Raw genomic sequence first — 21,250 nt, 5'->3', positions numbered from 1 at the left:
TTCATTTTTTGTAATAGAATTATTTTTTTGTAGGACGAGGTAAAAGTACTTTTCTAGATAGTTTCATTTTTTTGTTTTTATCATCAATACCCATAAATTTGACATCAATAAGATCTCCTACGTGCAATTCCTCTTCTATATTACTTAACCTCTTCCATCCTATTTCAGAAATGTGCAATAATCCTTCTATTCCTTTAGATATTTCAACAAAAGCTCCAAAATCTTTTATAGATTTTACTTTTGCTTTATAAACCTTTCCTATTTCAGGAACAAAAGTAATTTCTTTGATTCTATTAACAGCTTTTTCCATTTTATTATAATTCTTTCCTATAATTTCAATATATCCTATTCCTCCTTTTTCTTCAATTAAGATACTTGTATCTGTATCAGATTGTATTTCTTGAATGACTTTTCCTCCTGGGCCTATGACTGCCCCTATAAAATCTTTTGGAATATTTAAAGTATATATTTTTGGAGCATTAGGTTTCAATTTTTTTCTATAACTTGGTAAACTTTCTAGCATTTTTTTAAGTATGAATATCCGACCTTTTAAAGCTTGCATTAAAATTTTATTTAAAAGATTATATGTCAATCCTTGTGTTTTTTTAACATCCATTTGACATGCTGTAATTCCATTTTTTGTTCCTGTGATTTTAAAATCAAGTTCTCCAAAACCATCTTCATCTCCCATAATATCAGAAATAATAACTGTTTTTTCTTTATCTGTAAACAACCCCATAGAAATCCCAGAAACAGGATTTTCAATAGGAATACCTGCATCCATTAATGCTAAACTTGCTGCGCAAACTGTCGCCATAGAAGAAGATCCATTAGATTCTAATATATCGGAAACCACACGAATTGTGTATGGATTATTAGGAATAATATTTTTTAATGCTCTTTGTGCTAAATTTCCATGACCGACTTCACGTCTAGTAACTCCTCTAATAGGACGAATTTCTCCAGTGGAAAAGGGAGGAAAATTATAATGAAGATAAAATTTTTCTTGATTTTCCATGATAACATTATCTATTCTATTAGCATCTAAAGAAGATCCTAATGTGACTGTAGTTAAAGATTGAGTATCTCCTCTTGAAAATAATGCAGATCCATGAACTCCAGGAAGATAATCAACAATACTCCATATTGGTCGAATTTGTTGATTCGTTCTTCCATCCAGTCTAATTCCTTCTTCCAAAATCATATGTCTAATTATTTTTTTTTTAATTTCTTCATAACATTGATGAATAAAAATTTCATTTTTTTCCCTTTCATCTAAAGACAAATTTTTTTTGAATTTATTTAATATTTTTTTTTCCTGAATAGATCTCGTTTTTTTATTCAAAAAATTTTTATAAATTCTTTCAACTTTTTTGTAGGAGAAGGAAAATAGTTTTTTTTTAAAATTTTCATTTTCTAACAAAGAGTCTTCCATATCAGAATCATAGTCAAAGAAAAAAAAACGATTTTTTGGTAATTTTTCCACAAGTTGAATTTGTGCTTTTATTTGAGTTTTTATAGCTTGATGAGCTATAGTAATAGCGTTTAAAAATTCTTTTTCTGGAATCTCTTTCATTTCTCCTTCTATCATGATAATGGAATTGATAGAAGCTCCGACTATTAAATCTATATCTGCTTTTTCCAATTGATCTAAACTAGGATTTAGAATAAATTTTTCATTGACACGGATAATACGTATTTCTGATATAGGACCGTCAAATGGAATTCCTGCCACAGATAAAGCCGTAGATGCTGCTAATCCAGCTAATCCATCTGGTAATACAGTTTTATCATATGATAACAAAGATATCATAATCTGTATTTCTCTTCGAAAAGATTCGGAAAAAGTAGGTCTCAAAACACGATCTACTAATCTCATTGTTAAAATCTCTTCATCAGAAGGCCTTCCTTCTCTTTTTATAAATCCACCAGGAATTTTTCCACCAGCAGAATATTTTTCCCTATAATCTACTGTTAATGGTAAAAAATTTATTTCATTTTTTTTATTAATTTCCTTAGAAACAACGACAGTCGCTAACAGCATTGTATTTTTTACACGTACAATAGCGGCCCCATCTGCTTGTCTAGCTAATTGTCCTGTTTCTAGAACAATAGTACGATCATTTTCTAGAGAAATGATTTCTTTTATTGTATCTGACATATTGAATTTTTTTTCTTTTATAAAAAACAAAAAGATTGTGTTTCTATTCTTTTTGATTTGAAAAGAAATCACATAATCATGATATGTATTTATTGTATAGCAGCAGCGTTATCTATTTTTATTCTTAATAACTAACTTAACTAACCTAGTATTCTAAACATAGATTAATTAGAGTATTATTTTTTTTCTATCTCCTAACCTAGATAAAAAATCTACTACTATACTAACTACTAATATTTTAGAATAAAATGCAATAATAATAAATAAGGAGTGGGCATTCATTCATTTTCTTAAACCTAAGAGTTTTATGAGTTCTTTATAAGTATTTATATCATATTTTTCTATATATTTCAGGAATTTTTTTCTTTTCCCTACTAATTTTACCAGGGCTCTTTCTGTATTGAAATCTTTTTTGTTCTTTTCTAGATGTTTACTTAAATGGTTAATTCTATAAGTAAATAAAGCAACTTGTGTTTTGGATGAACCTGTATCTAAAATAGATGTCCCATAAGTTTTAAATATTTCTTTTTTCTTATCTGATGTCAAATACATATATAGTTATTTAGTAGTTTTTTTTGTCTTTTTGGTGATAAAGTTAAAAATATTTTTCATTCTATTTACTTTATTTTAAGTAGAGAATCTATATATTTTCTGTCATTAGATAAACGTGGAATTTTATTTTGTCCTCCTAACTTTTTCTGTTTTTTTAACCAGTCGTAAAATAATCCATTTCTGGCAACGTATATAACAGGAGGACGTAAGATCATATTTTTGTATCGTTTTGTTTCATAATCAGAATTCAATGATTTTAATTCATTATCTAAAATATCTCTAAAATCGTTCAAATTTTTTGGATATTTTTTAAATTCTATAATCCATTCATGAGCTCCAGAATTTTTTTGATTCATATAAATAGGACCCGCTGTATATTCATGAATGATAGAATCCGTTTTTATACAAGCTATGTATAATGCTTTTTCAGCATTTTCAATGATTAATTCTTCTCCAAAAGAATTAATATAATGGGTCGTTCTTCCAGAAACAGATATTCTATATGGAGATAAGCTAGTGAATTTTATTGTATCTCCAACCACATATCTCCATAATCCAGCATTTGTAGAAACGACAAGGGCATAATTTTGGTTTAATTCTACTTTTTCAATAGGAATAATTTTTGGGTAGGGATTGTCAAATTCTTCCATAGGGATAAATTCATAAAAAATTCCATGATCCAACAAAAGTAAAAGATCTTCTTTATTTTTTCTATCTTGTACAGCAAAAAAACCTTCTGAGGCACTGTATATTTCATAATAATTAATAGGTTTAGAAAATAAATTCTTAAATTGAGTAAGATATGGTTTCAAACTTACACCTCCATGGAAGATCACTTCTATGTGAGTCCATATTTCATTAACTTTATTTTTTTTAAATGTTTTTAACAATTGATTTAAAAAAATCAATAGCCAAGAACAAACTCCTAAAAGAATCCGCACATCTTTATATGCCGTTTCTTTGATAAGAGTTTTTAATTTTTTTTCCCATTCACTTATTAAAGCAATTTTTTTCTTAGGAATACTAATATATTCTGCCCAAAATGGAAGATTTTTTATCAAAATAGAAGATAAATCCCCATAAAAAGTGTTATAATTTTTGTATAATTCAAAACTTCCTCCTAAACGAAGAGCTTTTCCGAAAAAAAATTTTGTTTTTGGATGATTATGAATGTATATAGATAACATATCTTTTCCTGCTTTATAATGACATTCATTCATAGAATGTTTTGTGACAGGAATATATTTACTTTTTGTATTTGTTGTTCCAGATGATTTAGCAAACCATTTAACTTGACCTGGCCATAATATATTTTTTTCTCCTTTACGAATTCTATCAATGATAAAATGCAAATCCCTATATTTGCATAGGGGAATTCTTTCAGAGAATTGTTGATATTTTTTGATATCACAAAATCCATACTTTTTTCCAAATTCAGTGTTTTTTGCATATAAAATCAATTGATGAATTAATAATTTATGTTGTATTTCTATTGGATTACGGATAATAGATTCTATATTTCTAATTCTTTTTTTGATAAAAGCAGATGTTAAATATCCAGATAAATACTTCATAAGTAATTTTAAATTTTAATTGATTAAAAATCAGTTATTTTTTTTAAAAAAATTAAACTATTTTTTTTGATAAATAAATAGATACAATTCCACATGTTAATTCTTTTGTATAAATAGTTTTAAATCTGTGATATTTTAAGAATTTTTTCATTTTTTTTCCGTAATAGGAATAAGAAAAAGATTTAATAGATTTTTCTAAATAGTTATAGGCAAAATGATTTTTAGATAAAAAATTTCCTATTTTAGGCAAAATAAAATGAGAATAAAAATGGTAAAATTCTTTTACGTAAATATTTGAAGGATTGGAAAATTCCATAATTTCTAAAATTCCTAAAGGGTTAAGAATTCTATATATTTCTTTAAAAGAAAGATGAAAAGACTGAAAATTTCTTAATCCAAATGCAATAGTCACTACGTCAAAAGTATTATTTTCAAATGGAATTTTTTGTGAATATCCTTGAATAACTTTAACTTTTTTTTCCAGAAAATTATTTTTTATTTTTTCTTTAGCTATTTTGAGCATTTTATCAGATGGATCCAATCCAATAACATTGGTATCGTAAAATTTTTTAGCAAGTAGGATCGCCAAGTCTCCAGTTCCAGTAGCTATATCTAATATTTTTTTTTTTTTACAGTCATCTGACTAAGTAGATGTACAGCTTTTCTTCTCCATAAAAAATCTATTCCAAAAGACAAAATATGATTAATCAAATCATATTTATAGGAAATAGCGTCAAACATTTTCGTTAATTCTTTTTCCTTTGAAAAAATAGGATCTTTGTTCATAAGATTATTTATATTACATAATTTTTTATGTAAGAAATTAATAAAAAAACGATTTTCTTACAAGGATTTTTTTAGTTATTATTTTCAAAGTATTAAAAATGATTCGATCAATCATTACAGGAACTGGGCATTATTTACCAAAAAAGATTATAAAAAGTAATCATTTTTTTAAATATACATTTTACGACAAGAAAGGATTAAAGATTAATAAGTCTAACAAAGAAATTATTAATAAATTCCAAAAAATAACAGAAATAGAAGAAAGAAGATATATCAATAATACTTTATTGAATTCTGATATTGCTACTATTGCGGCAAAAAGAGCTTTAATTAATTCTAAAATTTATAAAGAAAAAATAGATTATATTATATCTGCTCACAATTATGGAGATATCAATCCTATTTCTTTTCAATCTGATTTGATGCCATCTTTAGCAGCTAGAGTTAAAAATAAACTTCAAATCAGAAATAGAAAATGTCGTCCATATGATATGATTTTTGGATGTCCAGGATGGATAGAAGGAATGATTTTAGCTGATCAACTTTTACGATCTAAATATGCTAAGAATATTTTGATAACAAGTTCTGAAACTTTATCTAAAGTAATAGATCCACATGATAGAAATGCAATGATTTTTTCGGATGGAGCAGGAGCTGCCGTTTTATCTGCAATTGAAATAGAAAATGAGAATCACGGAATTATTTATTATGATTCTCAATGTAATAATAATGAAGAATTACATTATTTATCGAATGGTCCTTCTTTAAATCCTAGTTATAAAAAATCTCTAGTGAATATTAAAATGAATGGAAGACGTATTTATGAATATGCATTAACAGAAGTTCCTAATATGATAAAAAGCATATTGGATCATGCAGATTTACATCTTAAGGATATTAATAAAATTCTTATTCATCAAGCAAATGCTAAAATGGATTATGCTATTTTGAGTCGATTGTTGAAATTGTATAATTATTCATCTTCTTTTTTTAAAGACAAAGATTTTTACAAAAATTTAATGCCTATGAGTATCCAAAAGCTTGGAAATTCTTCTGTAGCGACTGTTCCTACTTTGTTAGATTTAATTCTTCAAGGGAAAATGCCTCCTCATAAAATTAATCCTGGAGATACCATATTAATGGCATCATTAGGAGCTGGTATGAATATTAATGGAATGATTTATCGTTTTCCTAAATAATTATTATCTATTATTATTTTGCAACAACACGAATGATAGATAATAATTATGTTGAAAATGAATCAAATAAATCAATTTTTTTGATATAATATAAAAAAAATTAAATTATGAAAAAGAAAATACATCCAGAAAATTATAGACCTGTTGTTTTTAAAGATATTAATAACGAAAAAATATTAATATGTAAATCTACGGTGGAAACAAAAGATTCTATTCAAATAAATGGATTAGATTATCCTTTATATAAAATGGAAATATCCAGCTTCTCACATCCTTTTTTTACTGGAGAAAAGAGATTTTTAGGAAAAACAGGTCCAGCAGAAAAATTTAAGAAAAAGTATGAAAAATATAAAAAATTTTGAAATAAAAAAATAAACTATTTTGTGTTATTATGGATTTTATATTATATGATGGAATAGAGTGGAAAAATTTGTTTCCCATTACATTTACCAGACCAGTATCCGAAATTCGTTTGGGTATCTTAACTATAAGAGAAAGATGGGAAAAATATATGGGAGGGAAAGCTGTTGTTCTTACACAGCCATATCTTTCAAAGAAATATTCTTTTGAAATTGAAAAAAAAAATGTATTTAAGGATATTTTATTGATCAATTCTTCATTTCTTCCAAATGAAGAATTGATTCAAATTCTTTTGAAATTAAAAGAAAATGAAGTTATTGTTTTTAACAAAAAAATCGTAGCTGTTCGAAAATCTTATTTTTCTTTTTCTGATCCATTTTGTTTAAAAAATGAAAAAAAATACAAAAAAATTTATCAATTAAAACAAAACCAAATTGTTTATATTCAATATCCATGGGATATTTTTATCAATAACGAAATTGTATTAAAACAAGATTTTTCTTTTTTAACAAAAGGAAAAGATTCTTTTCCCCTTTTAGGAAAAAATCATATTCTTTTAAAAAAAAGAATATTTTTAGAAGAGAAGATTGTTGCAGATAATATTGTACTAAATGCAAAATTGGGTCCAATATATCTTGAGAAAGGGGTTCAAATCATGGAAGGATCGATGATTAGAGGGCCAGTCGCTATTTGTAAAAAAGCAACATTAAACATGGGAACTAAAGTATATGGGGCGACTACCATTGGTCCTTTTTGTAAAATAGGTGGGGAAATAAAAAATTCTGTTATATTTTCTTATTCGAATAAAGCTCATGATGGTTTCTTAGGAAACACTATTTTAGGAGAATGGTGTAATTTAGGGGCTGGAACAAATATTTCTAATTTAAGAAATGATTATTCTAAAGTAACAGTTTGGAATTATAAAAAAAATAATTTTTATCCTATTGAGGTCCAATTTTTTGGAATGATTATGGGAGATCACTCTAAATCTGCTATTAATACTCAATTTAACACAGCGACAATGGTTGGGGTGAATGCAAATGTTTTTGGATATGGGTTCCCTCCTAGATATATTCCTTCTTTTTCTTTGGGAGGAATACAAGATAAAAAAGTGATTCCTTTTAAAAAAGTTTGTGAAACTGCTGAAATTATGATGAAAAGAAGAAACGTCCATTTTTCTTTTTTGGATAAAGAAATTTTAGAATATTTATATCATCATCCCTCCATGAAATAAATAGAGTCGTAGTAGTAAAAATATAAATAAAAGTAAAAGTATTTATATAAGTCCGTTTTTTAGTTTAGATTTATTATCTAAAAATTATTTTATGCTGAAACATAATTTAGGTTATCCTCGTATAGGAGTACGAAGAGAGTTAAAAAAAGCTTGCGAATCTTATTGGTCAAATAAAATAGATTCAAATCAATTATTTGATGTTGGGAAACAAATACGAAAAGAAAATTGGAAAATACAAGAAAAATCCGGTTTAGATTTAATTCCATGCAATGATTTTAGTTTCTATGATCATGTATTAGATATGTCTTTATTATTAGGTGTGATCCCTAAATCTTACCATTCAGCAGTCTCATCTACTACTATGATGATAGATGATCATAATATTGATATTTATTTTGCAATGGCTAGAGGGTTTCAAAAAAGAGGATGGGATATAAAAGCTATGGAGATGACTAAGTGGTTTAATACTAATTATCATTACATAGTTCCAGAATTTGATAAAAACCAAAAATTTGGTATTTTTTCAAAAAAAATATTTGATGAATTTGAAGAAGCAAAAATAGTATTAAAGTCAATTCCAAAACCTGTTTTGATAGGTCCTGTTTCTTATCTTTTTTTAGGAAAAGAAAAGGAAAATTCGTTTCAAAAAATGGATTTAATTGAAAATATTGTTCCGATTTATATACAAATTATTAATCTCTTAAAGGATCAAGGAGCCAATTGGATTCAACTAGATGAGCCTATTTTAGTTTTTGATTTGTCTAGAAAAGAAATAGAGTCTTTTCAATATGCCTATCAAGAAATATCTAAATGTTGTTCTGAAATGAATATTTTATTAACATCTTATTTTGATGGAATTTCAGAAAATATTTCTCTTTTTAGAAATTTACCTATAAAAGCTTTGCATATTGATTTAGTAGAAGATCCAGAGCAATTAGAAAGTATTCTAAATTTTTTGGATAATAATACAAAAAAAATGATTTTATCTTTAGGAATAATAGATGGAAGAAATATTTGGAAAAATAATTATGTTAATTCTATTAAGAAAATAGAAATAGCAATGAAAGTATTAGGAGAAAAACGTGTTATGATTGCGCCAAGTTGTTCTCTGATACATGTCCCTATAGATATAGAATATGAACATTCTATTCATTCAGATGTAAAAAAAAGAATGTCTTTTGCAAAACAAAAAATCTATGAATTAAAAGATTTAGAAGATGTTATCAAAGGGAATAAAAATTTGTTATCCAAAAATTTGAATTCATTGGAAAAAACAAAGAATTCTTTTCTTTTTTATAATCAAAAAGTGAAAGAAAGAGTAACACAAATAAAAAATAAAGATTTTCAAAGGAAAAGTTCTTTTAAGATTAGACAAAAAAAACAACAAAAAAAATTTCATCTACCTATATTTCCCACTACAACTATTGGATCTTTTCCACAGACAAAGGAAATCAGGTCTTTACGAAATAAATTTAAAAAAAAAGAATTAAGAAAAGAAGAATATGAAAAAAAAATTGAGAAATTTATTGTAGATGTTATTAGAAAACAAGAAGAAATCAATTTAGATGTTTTAGTACATGGAGAATTTGAAAGAAATGATATGGTAGAATTTTTTTCAGAAAAATTAAAAGGATTTCTTTCTACTGATAATGGATGGGTTCAAAGTTATGGAAGTCGTTGTGTGAAACCTCCTGTTATTTATGGAGATGTTCTCCGTTATAAAGATATGACTACCAAATCCATTTGTTTTGCTCAGTCTAAGACTCCTAAATTAATGAAGGGAATGTTAACTGGACCTGTAACTATTTTACAATGGTCTTTTGTAAGAGATGATCAACCGATTTCTACTACGGCTTATCAGATTGCTTTGGCAATTAGAGACGAAGTAAAATCTTTAGAAAATTCTGGGATTCAAATAATTCAAATTGATGAACCAGCAATTAGAGAAGGATTACCTTTGAAAAAGAAAAATTGGAAATTTTATTTTGATTGGGCAATTAAAGCTTTTCGTATTTCTTCCAGTGTAGTAAAAGATGAAACTCAAATTCATACACATATGTGTTATAGTGAATTTAATGACATATTATCTCATATAGCTGATTTAGATGCAGATGTTCTAACAATAGAAACATCAAGATCTAAAATGGAATTATTAAAGGCTTTTTCAGAATTTTCTTATCCTAATGAAATTGGTCCAGGAGTATATGATATTCATTCTCCAAGAATTCCTACTGTAAAGGAAATATTTGATTTAATTCAAAAAGCTTCTAATAGATTCCCAATTAGGAATATTTGGATCAATCCAGATTGTGGATTAAAAACTAGAAAATGGGATGAAGTAATGAAATCACTTAAAAATATGACAAGAGCAGCAAAAATGGCTAGAGAAAAATTATTAAATAATAATCCTACTCCTTCTACTAATTCTTCTTAAGAATAGTATAGAAAAAAACTTAGGGATATCTCCCTTATTTTAATAACTTAACGACTATATATATATATTATTATATGGATTAGCAGTTATTTTTTTTTTAAAATATATAATAATAAATAAAAAAAAACTGATACAAAAAATTATCAATAAGGATATTTCTTCTATATTTATATAGATTGTCTCAAACTTTTGAAATGAAATGACGTTACAGGATAAAGAAGAAAGCATCAAAAAAGAATTTTCAATTCTAAAAAATTGGGAAGAAAGATATGAATATCTTATAGATTTAGGAATAAATTTACCAAAAAAATCTTCTGAATTTAGATCAGAAGATAAATTAATTCATGGTTGTCAATCTCAAGTTTGGTTGGAAGCTAAATTAAAAAAAGGAGGACGTGTTTTTTTTGATGCAGATAGTGACGCTTTATTACCTAGAGGGATGGCTGCTCTTATGATTCGTCTATATTCAGGACATCCTCCTTTGGAAATCATTTCATCGAATGCAAATTTTATTTCCGAAATAGGGTTGAAAACATTTTTATCTCCAATTAGATCTAATGGTCTACTTTTATTTTTAAAAAAAATTAAGTTCTATGCAATAGATTTTTATGCAAAAATTTCTGTTAGTTTAAATGGAAAAATAATAAAATAGACTGACTATCCTTCATTCATAATTCTATTATAAAAAATGAGGAAATATATTTAATAACTATGAATAAATTTCAAACCATTGATCCTATTGATAATCATATATTAAATACTTATTCTTTTTTATCCGAAAAAGATATTATTGATAAATTATCTATAGCTAATAAAGCATATAAGGAATGGAAAAATTCTTCTTTTTCTTATAGAATAAAACAGATCACTCAACTGTCTTTTTTCATGCAAAAAACTATAGATATTATATCGTATTTAATTACTCAGGAAATGGGAAAACCCATAACTCAATCTATAGCAGAAGTGAATAAAAGTATAAATTTATGTAAATATTATTCCAATTTAAAAGAATCTCTTTTTTTTCAAGAGACAATAACTCCTGAATATGAAAAATCTTATGTTAGATTTGAATCTATAGGGGCGATATTGGGTATTATGCCTTGGAATTATCCAATTTGGCAAACCATAAGATATTCTATTCCTAATTTGCTATTAGGAAATGTAATTTTTTTGAAACCTGCTCTTAATACTGCAGGTTGTTCTATTCTTTTAGAAAAAATATTTATTGATTCTGGATTTCCAAAAGGAGTTTTTCAAGTTATTTTAATAGATATTCCTAAAATAGAATCAGTAATATCTAATTCAACTATACAAGGAGTGACTTTTACAGGAAGTCATTTTGCTGGAAGTCATATCGGATATTTATCCGGAAAATATATTAAAAAGTCTGTTTTAGAATTAGGAGGAAATGATGCTTTTGTAGTTATGAAAGATGTTAAAAATATAGAAAAAATTGGAAAATTAGCTACAAAATCTAGACTCAATAATACAGGACAAACATGTATTTCTGCTAAAAGATTTATTGTGGATAATTCTCTTGTAGATGATTTTATAGATATTGTAATACAGGAAATGAAAAAATATCAAAGAGGAGATTTATACGATGAATCTACTAAAATAGGTTATATTTCTCGTACTGATTTATCTGAAAAATTATATCAACAATACAAAAACATCATTTCAAATGGAGGAAAAATATATTTAAAATCTATAAAAGATAGAAATTTTTTTTCTCCATCTTTATTGAAGATAGAAAATAAGAATCTACCTAAAGAAGAAATATTTGGGCCAATAGGATTAGTTTATACTTATTCTGATGAAAAAGAAATTCCTTCTATTGTTAATGCTACGTGTTATGGATTAGGGGCTTCCATTTGGACAGATAATTTAGAAAAAGCGGAAATATTATCCAAAAAAATTAATACGGGTATGGTATTTATCAATGAAATAGTTAAATCAGATCCTCGTTTTCCTTTTGGAGGAATAAAAAAATCTGGATATGGAAGAGAACTTTCTATTCTATCTATAAAAGAATTTTCTAATTGGAAAACCATTATTATTAAAAAACAATCATAAAATTCTTCGCATTCTTGCAACAGGTATCTGCATTTGATCTCTGTATTTTGCTACAGTACGTCTAGCTATTAAATAGCCTTTTTTTTGAAGTACTTTTGATAATTTATCGTCAGTTAAAGGTTTTTTTTTATTTTCTTTCGCAATAGATTCTCCTAATAGTTTTTTTATTTCAATTGAAGATATTTCTTCTCCTTCTCCGTTTATCATTTTTTCGGAAAAAAAACTTTTTATTAAAAAAGTCCCATATGGTGTATTTACATATTTGCTGCTAGCAACACGAGATACCGTTGATATTCCTACTCCAATTTTTTGTGAAATATTTTTTAAAATCATAGGTTTTATTTTATATGGATCTCCAGTTAAAAAATATTCTCTTTGATAATCCATAATAGCATTCATTGTTAACATTAATGTATTTTTTCTTTGTTTGATAGCATCAACAAACCATTTTGCTGAATCTATTTTTTGTTTTATAAATATAATAGTGTTTTCATCACTTTTCATGTTCCGTTTTTTTTTTGAACATCTATAAGATTTTAACATATCTAAATATAAAGACGAAATTTTTAATTCTGGAGTATTTCTATGATTTAAAGAAAGTTCTAATTCTCCATCCAAAATACGAATAGTAAAATCTGGAATAATAATATCATCTAAATTTCTAGTGTTTCCAGAATAAATTTTTCCTGGTTTTGGATTTAATTTTTCTATTTGATAGATAGCTTTTCGTAAATTTTTTCTTGTTGTTCCTAATTTATTTTGTAATTTTTGATAATGTTTTTTTGTAAAAAATTGGAAATAATTTTTTATGATTTTTTTTGCCAAATTGACTTCTAATGATTTTTTTTTGTTTTTTAATTGTAAAAGAAGACATTCTTGTAAATTTCTAGATCCTACTCCTATAGGATCTAATTTTTGTATATAATTCAAAAGTAATTTTTCAATTTTATCTACAGAAACGGATATTCCAAGTATCAAAAAGATATCATCCGCTATAGAAGAGATTTCTCTTCTTATATAACCATCTTCGTCAAGATTACCTAGTAGAAAATCTGCTATCAATAAATCTTCTTGATTTAAAAAACGAAAAGTATGTAATTGACTTTTTAAATACTCTTGAAAAGAGACTCCAGAAACTATGGAAATATATTTTTCAATAATAGGATTATTATTATTTTGATTTGTGATATTATGATTTTTGTTATCTATAATTTCATCATCGTTTAAATATTCTTCAATATTGATTTCATCTATTTTATGATTATTAGAAGAATTATCTGAAATATCAAATGTATCAGCAGTATCAGAAGGATATTCTTCTTCTATTTCGCAATTTTCTGAAAAAAAATCATCGTTGTTACTGCTGCTATTAGGAGAAGAAGAATTAGAACAATCTTCTTCTAACGCTGTATTTTCTTCTAATTCTTGTTTTACTCTTTGTTCAAAATCCAAAGTAGATAATTGTACTAATTTCATTAGTTTAATTTGTTGTGGAGAAAGTTTCTGTTGTGTTTTTTGTAATAATCTCTGTTTTAACATGTTTTGTTTTAAAATTCTGCATTATTAGGTGTCCTTGGAAAAGGAATCACATCACGAATATTTTTCATTCCTGTAATGAATTGAACTAAACGATCAAATCCTAATCCGAATCCACTATGAGGAACAGAACCAAAACGACGTGTATCTAAATACCACCAAAGTTTACTCTCATCTATTTTCGTATCTTTTATACGATTTAATAACATATCATAACGTTCTTCCCTTTGAGATCCTCCTATAATTTCTCCTATTTCTGGAAACAAAATATCCATAGCTCTAACTGTTTTTTTATCCTCGTTTATGCGCATATAAAAAGCTTTTATACAAGAAGGATAATCAAATATAATTACAGGTGATTGAAAATATTCATTAACGAGATATTGTTCATGTTCCGATTGTAAATCAATTCCCCAAAGAACTGGATAAAAAAAATTTTTTTTTTTTTCCTTTTGAAGAATGTTTATTGCTTCAGTATAACTAATTCGTTTAAATGGATATTTGAATATAAATTTCAATTTTTCTAAAAGAGAAGATTCTTTTTTTCTATTATTATTCCATTTTTTGATGTGTTCATTTAAAAATGATAGGTCATCTATACAAAAATCAATAATATATTGAATGATAGATTTTAAAAAATCCTCTGCTAAATTCATATTTTCTTCTAAATGATAAAAAGCCATTTCTGGTTCTATCATCCAAAATTCTGACAAATGCCGTGAAGTGTTAGAATTTTCTGCACGAAAAGCAGGACCAAAAGTATACACTTTTCCTAATGCTAAAGAAGCTGTTTCTGCTTCTAATTGTCCAGATACACTAAGATAGGTTTGGCATTTAAAAAAATCTTTTGTATAATCAATATTCCCTTTTATATCATAGGGAATATTTTTTAAATCCATAGTAGTAACTTGAAACATTTCTCCAGAACCTTCAGAATTTGAAGTAGTTATAATAGGAGTATTTATATAAAAGAAACCATGTTCATGAAAATACTTATGGATAAAAAAAGCTATATGATGACGGATACGCATAATACTGCTAAAAATACTTGTCCGGAAACGTAAGTGTGCTTGTTTACGCAATGTTTCCAAACTATGTTGTTTTGGCTGTAAAATAGATTTTTGAAAATTTTTAGAATCTACTCCTCCATAGATAGTGATCTTTATAGATTGCAATTCTATATTTTGTTTTTTTCCTATGCTTTGTGTTATGATCCCTATAACTTGAATAGAAGTTCCAATTGTTATTTTTTTTAAAAAATTTTTTTTCAAATTTTTGGATAAAATAATTTGAAGATTTTTAATTGTAGATCCATCATTTAATGATATGAAAATAAAATTACGAAAAGAACGAATCCAACCTTCAACTAAAACTGTTTTATTTAAAAAAATTTTTTCTTTATCTAATAATTCTTTAATTGAATATTTTTCTATCCTATCATTCATTTATTTATTTATATTATGAAGTATTTCTTTTTCTTTAGAAAGAAAAAAATAATCAATTTTTTGAATATATTCGCTTGTTATTTTTTGGATACGATTTTCTCCTTTTTTATATAAATCTTCTGATAGTTTCAATTTTTTTATATTGTGATTGTTTTTTTTTCGTATGTTTCTTATAAATATTTTTGCTTGTTCTGTTTGCGATTTAATTTTTTGAATCAAATTTTTTCTTCCTTCTTCCGTAATCATAGGAAGATGGATATGAATATATTCTCCTTTATTAGTGGGCATAAACCCTAAATTAGAATCTATGATTGCTTTATCTATATTAGATATTATAGAACGATCCCAAGGGGTAATAGTAAGATTCATGTTATCTATAATGTTAATATTTGCCACTTCAATCAAAGGTAATAAAGTTCCATAACACTTTATTTTTATTTCTTCTAGAAAGGAAATAATGGATTTGCTTCCTAATCTCAGACGATGAATTTCTTTTTGGAATTTTTCCAAAATTTTTTCCATGTCTTTTTTACAGAAAATAAAAATTTTATTCAATTCATCCATAATTCTTTAATTCTTTTTATTTATTTTTAGAAACAAGGGTACCTATTTCTTTTCCAGAAATTACTTTTTTTAAATTTCCTTTTCTGTTTATATCAAAAATAATAATGGGGAGATTATTTTCATTTCCTAAACTGAATGCAGTTTGATCCATGACTTTTATTCCCATTTGATACGCCATATCAAAGGATATTTTTTTAAGTTTTTTAGCATATTTATCTTTTTCTGGATCGGTTGTGTAGATTCCATCTACTCTAGTTCCTTTCAGTAAAACGTCTGCTTTTATTTCTATAGCACGTAATACAGCTGCTGTGTCCGTTGTAAAATATGGATTTCCTAATCCTGCAACAAATATAACAACTCTTCCTTTTTCAAGATGATGAATAGCTCTATCTTTTACAAATGGTTCTGCGATTTGATCCATTCTAATAGCAGTTTGTATGTAGGTACATATTCCTACACTTTCTAAATAAGATTGAAATGCTATACCGTTAATTACGGTAGCTAACATTCCCATATAATCTCCTCCTATACGATCTATCGTATTTTCTTTGATTCTAGAAAATCCTCTAAATATATTTCCTCCTCCAATAACTATAGCTACTTGAGCTCCCATATCTACTACTTTTTTGACTTCTTCAGCATATTGTTGAAGACGAGTAGAATGAAGTCCAAATTCGTTATTCCCCATAAGAGCTTCTCCGCTTAATTTCAACAATGATCTTTTGTACTTCATGGAAAAGATATTTTTTTATCTATCAGTTTTTTCAAAAGGAGATTATGGAAAAATACCTAATTTTTCATAAGAATCTATAATTTTTTTGATAGCAAAAACGAATGCAGCTGTACGCATGTTTTTTATTCCTGTTGATTTTTTTAATTCACGAATTTTATGAAACCCACTAATCATTGTATCTTCTAATCCACTTCTGACTAAGTCTATTTCTCTTGCTCCTCTTAAAATCATTTTTTTTTCTTCTTTTAGAATTTTTTTTCTGCAAATAGTTTCTATCACCTGAAGTAATTCGGCATTCATATTTTCACTAAAACGTTTTTCCATGCGTCCATATCGAACATGACTTAAATTTTTTAACCATTCAAAGTAAGATACTGTAACCCCTCCAGCATTTAAATAAATATCTGGAACTACAATTACTCCCCTTTTTTCTAATATTTCATCTGCTTCTGGAGTAATAGGTCCATTTGCTGCTTCTCCAATAATTTTTGCTTGAATACAATTTGCATTATTTTTATGTATAACATTTTCTAATGCAGCTGGTATAAGTATATCACATTCTAATTCTAATGCTTTTTCTGTATTGTCAATATTCTTTGCTCCTGGAAAATTTAATATAGATCCGGTATTTTTCAAATGGAAAATCACATCGGATACATTTAATCCTTTTTTATTATAAATAGCTCCTTCTCTTTCTGCTAATGCGATAATAATAGCTCCTGCTTCATGAAAAAAAGTAGCTGCATGATATCCTACATTTCCTAGACCTTGTATTATCACTCTTTTTCCTACCAACCCTACATCAAGACCTACAGAGAACATGTCTTCTTTTAGACGACACAATTCTCTAATTCCATAAAAAACACCTAATCCTGTTGCTTCCTTTCTTCCTCTAACTCCTCCTTGAGAGATAGGTTTCCCTGTAACACAAGCTAAAGCATCTACTTCTACAGGTCTAAGAGATAAAAATGTATCAAAAATCCAACTCATTTCTCTTTCTCCAGTTCCATAATCAGGAGCAGGAACATCTATTCCTGGTCCTATAAAATTTTTTTTAATTAATTCAGAAGTGTAACGACGAGTTATTTTTTCTATATTCTCTACAGAAAGAGTTTGTGGGTCCATTTTAATTCCTCCTTTGGCTCCTCCAAAAGGAACATCTACTATAGCACATTTATATGTCATAAGTGCAGCTAAAGTCATGATTTCATCTTGGTTGACTTTTGTACTATATCTGATTCCTCCTTTACAAGGTAATTTATGATGAGAATGTTGAACTCTATACGCTTCAATCACTTTGATTTTTTTTCCTATTTTTACAGGAAAATGCATACGGTATACAGCATTACAAGCTTTAATCTGTTCTAAAATACCTTTTTCAATAGAAAGAAATCGTGCTGCTTTATCAAAATTTTTTTCTATACAACTAAAAAAACTATACGTTTTATTTTGGTTTTTTTTTGACATAAAAAAGTTTTTACACTTTTCTTTTCTATCTTTTCTAATCTAAAATGAAACGAATGCTCTATCTTATCTTATCTAAGAGATAGAATACAAATTTACGTTTTATGTAGAAATTTTTTTTGAAAAAATAAAATTTACAACATCTTATGATGTCATTATATATTATAATATATTTGGTATTTATATTTATTTAGTTATATATAATATTTATTATTTTTTTTGGGATTATGATGATTTTTTTTAATCCTTTTTCTTTTAAAAAAAACTTTGTTTTATAATGATTTAATATTTTATTTTTTATTTGTTCTATTGTAATATTTGATTTAAATTCTTCTTTAAATTTTAATTTACCATTAAACATGATCGGATATGTTATTTTTTCTTCTACAAGATATTTTGGATCCAAAATAGGAATAGAAGAAAAAATAACAGATTTTTTCCACCCTAGTTTTTTCCAAAGTTCTTCAGCTATGTGAGGAACAAATGGAGCCATTAATTTCACTAATGGTTCCAATATTTTTCTTTTATTACATTTGATAACAGTTAATTGATTAACAACAATCATAAATAAACTAATAGATGTATTAAAAGAAAAATATTTTATTTTTTCCTGTAATTTCTTGATTGCTTTATGTAATATTTTGAATTCTTCAAAAGTTGGAGATAGTTCACTGACTTGAAAAAGTCCATTTTTATGGAATAAACGCCAAAATTTATTCAAAAAATTTTTTATTCCATTAATTTTTTCATCACTCCAAGATTTGGATTGTGTAATGGGGCCTAAAAACATTTCATAAAGACGAAATACATCTGATCCATATTTTTCATAAATATGATCTGGATTAATGACATTATGTTTAGACTTGGACATTTTTTCTAATTTTCTTTTGCAAAAGAAATTTCCTTTTTCTAAAAAAAATTTAGCATTAGAAAATTCTGGTCTCCATTTTTTAAATTGATTAATATTTAATTTATTATTATTTGTTAGAGATATATCTACATAAATTTCTTGAAATGACAAATTATTATTCTTATTTTTTAATCCATAAGATACAAATGTATTATCTCCAATAGTTTTTAAGATAATAGCAGAAGAACTAAGAATCATTCCTTGATTTAATATTTTATTAAAAGGTTCTTCTGAACTTATCCACCCTCTATCTTTTAGAAATTTATGCCAAAATCTTGCATAAATTAAATGACCTGTAGTATGTTCAGATCCTCCAATATATAAATCAACATTTTTCCAATAATGTTCTTTTTTTTTATCTAGAAAAAACTTATGGTTATGAACATCCATATAACGAAGAAAATACCAACTTGATCCAGCCCAACTCGGCATAGTACTTGTTTCTATTGGAAAAACATATTTATTATCTATCAGATCTTTTGAAACTATTTTCATATTTTTTTCATCCCAAGCCCATAGATTCACTCTAACTAATGGAGATTTTCCATTTTTTGGATGATAATTTTCTATTTTTGGTAGAATAAGAGGAAGTTTTTCAATAGGAATAGTTTTAGGAATTTTATTTTTAAAAAAAATAGGAATTGGTTCTCCCCAATACCTTTGTCTAGAAAAAACAGCATCACGTAATTTATACGTGTTTCTTTTTTTTCCAATACTTTTATTTTCTAGTATTTGCATAATTTTCTCTTTTGCTTCTTTTGTATTTAATCCATTTAAAAAATCAGAATTTATGCATATTCCATTTTCCTCTTCATAAGGTTCATGATTCTTATTCTTATTGTAATGATCTATTTTTTCTTTTTCAGGAATAAGGACGAATACTATTTCTAAACCAAATTTTTTCGCAAATTGGAAACTATATTTTTCATGACCCGGTGTTCCTATTATAGATTTTGTTTTCTGATCTACAGGAAAAGAATTACTAATATAAATAGGAATTTTCTTATTTTTAATGAATGGATGAAAAACATAGTTTCCTGTAAAAACACCAGAAATCGTTGTTTTTTCTTCTACTAATGTGTTAGTATTATTTTTTTTATAGTTCATCACATTTTTTTTATGAGAAGAAAGAGTAATTTTTTCTAAAAGGGGATGATCTGTAGATAAAATAATGAAAGTCATTCCAAATATAGTTTCTGGACGAGAAATAAATAATTCTATTTTTTTTCTATTTTCTTTTGAAAAAAAAATTTCTAATAAAATAGATGCTCCTAAGTTTTTTCCTATCCAATTATGTTGTAAATTTTTAAAAGATTTAGAACAATCAATTGATTTTAATCCCTTTAAAAGCCTTTCTATATAAGCACTGATTCTTATATGCCATTGTAACATTTTTTTTTTGTAAATAGGATATCCACCTCTTTGACTTTTTCCATTTTTTATTTCGTCGTTTGCTAGAACAGTTCCTAAATCTGGACACCAATTAACTGTATTTTTGCATAAAAAAGCTAAACGATAATCTAAAAGAATGGATTCTTTTTCAAAAGAATTTAATTTTTTCCATGTTTTTGAATCAAATTTATCGTTGAATGAACTGCTTGCATGAACAGATAAATTTCCGTTTTTATTAAATTTTTCAATCAAAAGATCTATAGATTTAGCTTGTTCACTTTTTTTATCATACCAAGAATTAAAAATTTGAATAAACATCCATTGAGTCCAACGATAATAAGTAGGATCACTTGTACACAATGAACGACTCCAATCGAAAGAAATTCCTATTTTATTCATTTGGTTTTGATATCTTTGAATATTTTTACGAGTAGTTTCATAAGGATGTTGTCCCGTTTGAATGGCATATTGTTCTGCAGGAAGTCCAAAAGAATCAAATCCTATAGGATTTAGAACATTATATCCTTTTGCTCTTTGATATCGTGCATAAATATCTGAAGCTATATATCCTAAACAATGTCCAATATGAAGTCCTTCTCCAGATGGATAAGGAAACATATTTAAAATATAGTATTTCTTTTTTTTAGATGACGAATAGTTTTCTTTTGTATGAAAAAGATGATGTTTTCTCCAATATATTTGCCAACGTTTCTCAATTTTACGAAAATTATATTCCATATTTTTTTATATTAATATTTTTTTTAGATTTGATAATGATAAATCAAACAACATTCAATATTGAAACTAATTTCAAAATTAGCATAAAATAA

At 26.2% G+C, this 21,250-nt stretch carries 17 protein-coding genes; 6 read left to right on the top strand and 11 right to left on the bottom strand.

The genetic code is table 11. The features are described from left to right. Positions 1 to 19 precede the first annotated feature (19 nt). From H0H53_RS02590 to H0H53_RS03110, 5 genes are all read right to left on the bottom strand, one after another. Positions 20 to 2,161, bottom strand: coding sequence for a polyribonucleotide nucleotidyltransferase (locus H0H53_RS02590; RefSeq protein WP_185870434.1), 2,142 nt, complete (start codon positions 2,159 to 2,161; stop codon positions 20 to 22). 282 nt (positions 2,162 to 2,443) lie between these two features. After that, positions 2,444 to 2,713, bottom strand: a complete 270-nt coding sequence (rpsO, locus tag H0H53_RS02585) for a 30S ribosomal protein S15 (protein ID WP_185870433.1) — start codon at positions 2,711 to 2,713, stop codon at positions 2,444 to 2,446. Between the two features lie 65 nt (positions 2,714 to 2,778). Next, complete coding sequence (locus H0H53_RS02580; protein ID WP_185870432.1) at positions 2,779 to 4,287, bottom strand: GH3 auxin-responsive promoter family protein; 1,509 nt, start codon at positions 4,285 to 4,287, stop codon at positions 2,779 to 2,781. A gap of 52 nt (positions 4,288 to 4,339) precedes the next feature. Beyond that, complete coding sequence (locus H0H53_RS02575) at positions 4,340 to 4,876, bottom strand: ubiquinone/menaquinone biosynthesis methyltransferase (protein WP_262887275.1); 537 nt, start codon at positions 4,874 to 4,876, stop codon at positions 4,340 to 4,342. A gap of 23 nt (positions 4,877 to 4,899) precedes the next feature. Then, complete coding sequence (locus H0H53_RS03110) at positions 4,900 to 5,073, bottom strand: class I SAM-dependent methyltransferase (protein WP_262887274.1); 174 nt, start codon at positions 5,071 to 5,073, stop codon at positions 4,900 to 4,902. Positions 5,074 to 5,171: 98 nt separating this feature from the next. On the opposite strand from H0H53_RS03110, the gene H0H53_RS02570 reads away from it, so the two are divergent. From H0H53_RS02570 to H0H53_RS02545, 6 genes are all read left to right on the top strand, one after another. Then, a complete protein-coding gene (locus H0H53_RS02570) occupies positions 5,172 to 6,272 on the top strand; it encodes a 3-oxoacyl-ACP synthase III family protein (protein WP_185870431.1) in 1,101 nt (366 codons plus the stop codon). A gap of 107 nt (positions 6,273 to 6,379) precedes the next feature. Beyond that, positions 6,380 to 6,634, top strand: coding sequence for a type B 50S ribosomal protein L31 (locus H0H53_RS02565; protein ID WP_185870430.1), 255 nt, complete (start codon positions 6,380 to 6,382; stop codon positions 6,632 to 6,634). A 29-nt stretch (positions 6,635 to 6,663) separates the two neighbouring features. Next, complete coding sequence (locus H0H53_RS02560) at positions 6,664 to 7,866, top strand: putative sugar nucleotidyl transferase (protein WP_185870429.1); 1,203 nt, start codon at positions 6,664 to 6,666, stop codon at positions 7,864 to 7,866. Between the two features lie 91 nt (positions 7,867 to 7,957). After that, positions 7,958 to 10,300: a 5-methyltetrahydropteroyltriglutamate--homocysteine S-methyltransferase gene (metE, locus tag H0H53_RS02555; protein WP_185870428.1), complete on the top strand. Its 2,343-nt coding sequence runs from the start codon at positions 7,958 to 7,960 to the stop codon at positions 10,298 to 10,300. Positions 10,301 to 10,499: 199 nt separating this feature from the next. Further along, entirely contained in the window at positions 10,500 to 10,952 is a 453-nt protein-coding gene (locus tag H0H53_RS02550; RefSeq protein WP_185870427.1) for a SufE family protein, read from the top strand. Between the two features lie 59 nt (positions 10,953 to 11,011). Next, complete coding sequence (locus tag H0H53_RS02545; RefSeq protein WP_185870426.1) at positions 11,012 to 12,376, top strand: aldehyde dehydrogenase family protein; 1,365 nt, start codon at positions 11,012 to 11,014, stop codon at positions 12,374 to 12,376. Here H0H53_RS02545 and rpoN read toward each other — a convergent pair. From rpoN to leuS, 6 genes are all read right to left on the bottom strand, one after another. Next, positions 12,371 to 13,915 carry an RNA polymerase factor sigma-54 gene (gene rpoN / locus H0H53_RS02540; RefSeq protein ID WP_185870425.1) on the bottom strand — a complete coding sequence of 515 codons (1,545 nt, stop codon included), beginning with the start codon at positions 13,913 to 13,915 and terminating at the stop codon, positions 12,371 to 12,373. The genes H0H53_RS02545 and rpoN overlap by 6 nt on opposite strands. A gap of 8 nt (positions 13,916 to 13,923) precedes the next feature. Further along, a complete protein-coding gene (gene asnS / locus H0H53_RS02535; RefSeq protein ID WP_185870424.1) occupies positions 13,924 to 15,357 on the bottom strand; it encodes an asparagine--tRNA ligase in 1,434 nt (477 codons plus the stop codon). Further along, positions 15,358 to 15,921, bottom strand: a complete 564-nt coding sequence (gene frr / locus H0H53_RS02530; RefSeq protein ID WP_185870423.1) for a ribosome recycling factor — start codon at positions 15,919 to 15,921, stop codon at positions 15,358 to 15,360. 16 nt (positions 15,922 to 15,937) lie between these two features. Further along, the gene (gene pyrH, locus H0H53_RS02525; RefSeq protein WP_185870422.1) at positions 15,938 to 16,654 is read right to left on the bottom strand and encodes a UMP kinase; all 717 of its coding nucleotides are present in this window, start codon (positions 16,652 to 16,654) and stop codon (positions 15,938 to 15,940) included. 42 nt (positions 16,655 to 16,696) lie between these two features. Beyond that, positions 16,697 to 18,121: a Glu/Leu/Phe/Val family dehydrogenase gene (locus H0H53_RS02520; RefSeq protein WP_185870421.1), complete on the bottom strand. Its 1,425-nt coding sequence runs from the start codon at positions 18,119 to 18,121 to the stop codon at positions 16,697 to 16,699. Positions 18,122 to 18,308: 187 nt separating this feature from the next. Continuing rightward, entirely contained in the window at positions 18,309 to 21,158 is a 2,850-nt protein-coding gene (gene leuS, locus H0H53_RS02515) for a leucine--tRNA ligase (RefSeq protein ID WP_185870420.1), read from the bottom strand. Between the last annotated feature and the right edge of the window lie 92 nt (positions 21,159 to 21,250).

Origin of the sequence: Blattabacterium cuenoti (assembly GCF_014251955.1) — a bacterium.
Taxonomy (GTDB): domain Bacteria; phylum Bacteroidota; class Bacteroidia; order Flavobacteriales; family Blattabacteriaceae; genus Blattabacterium; species Blattabacterium cuenoti_L.
Note: the sequence above shows the minus strand (reverse complement) of the source record. Positions and strands in the feature narration are given on the sequence as shown.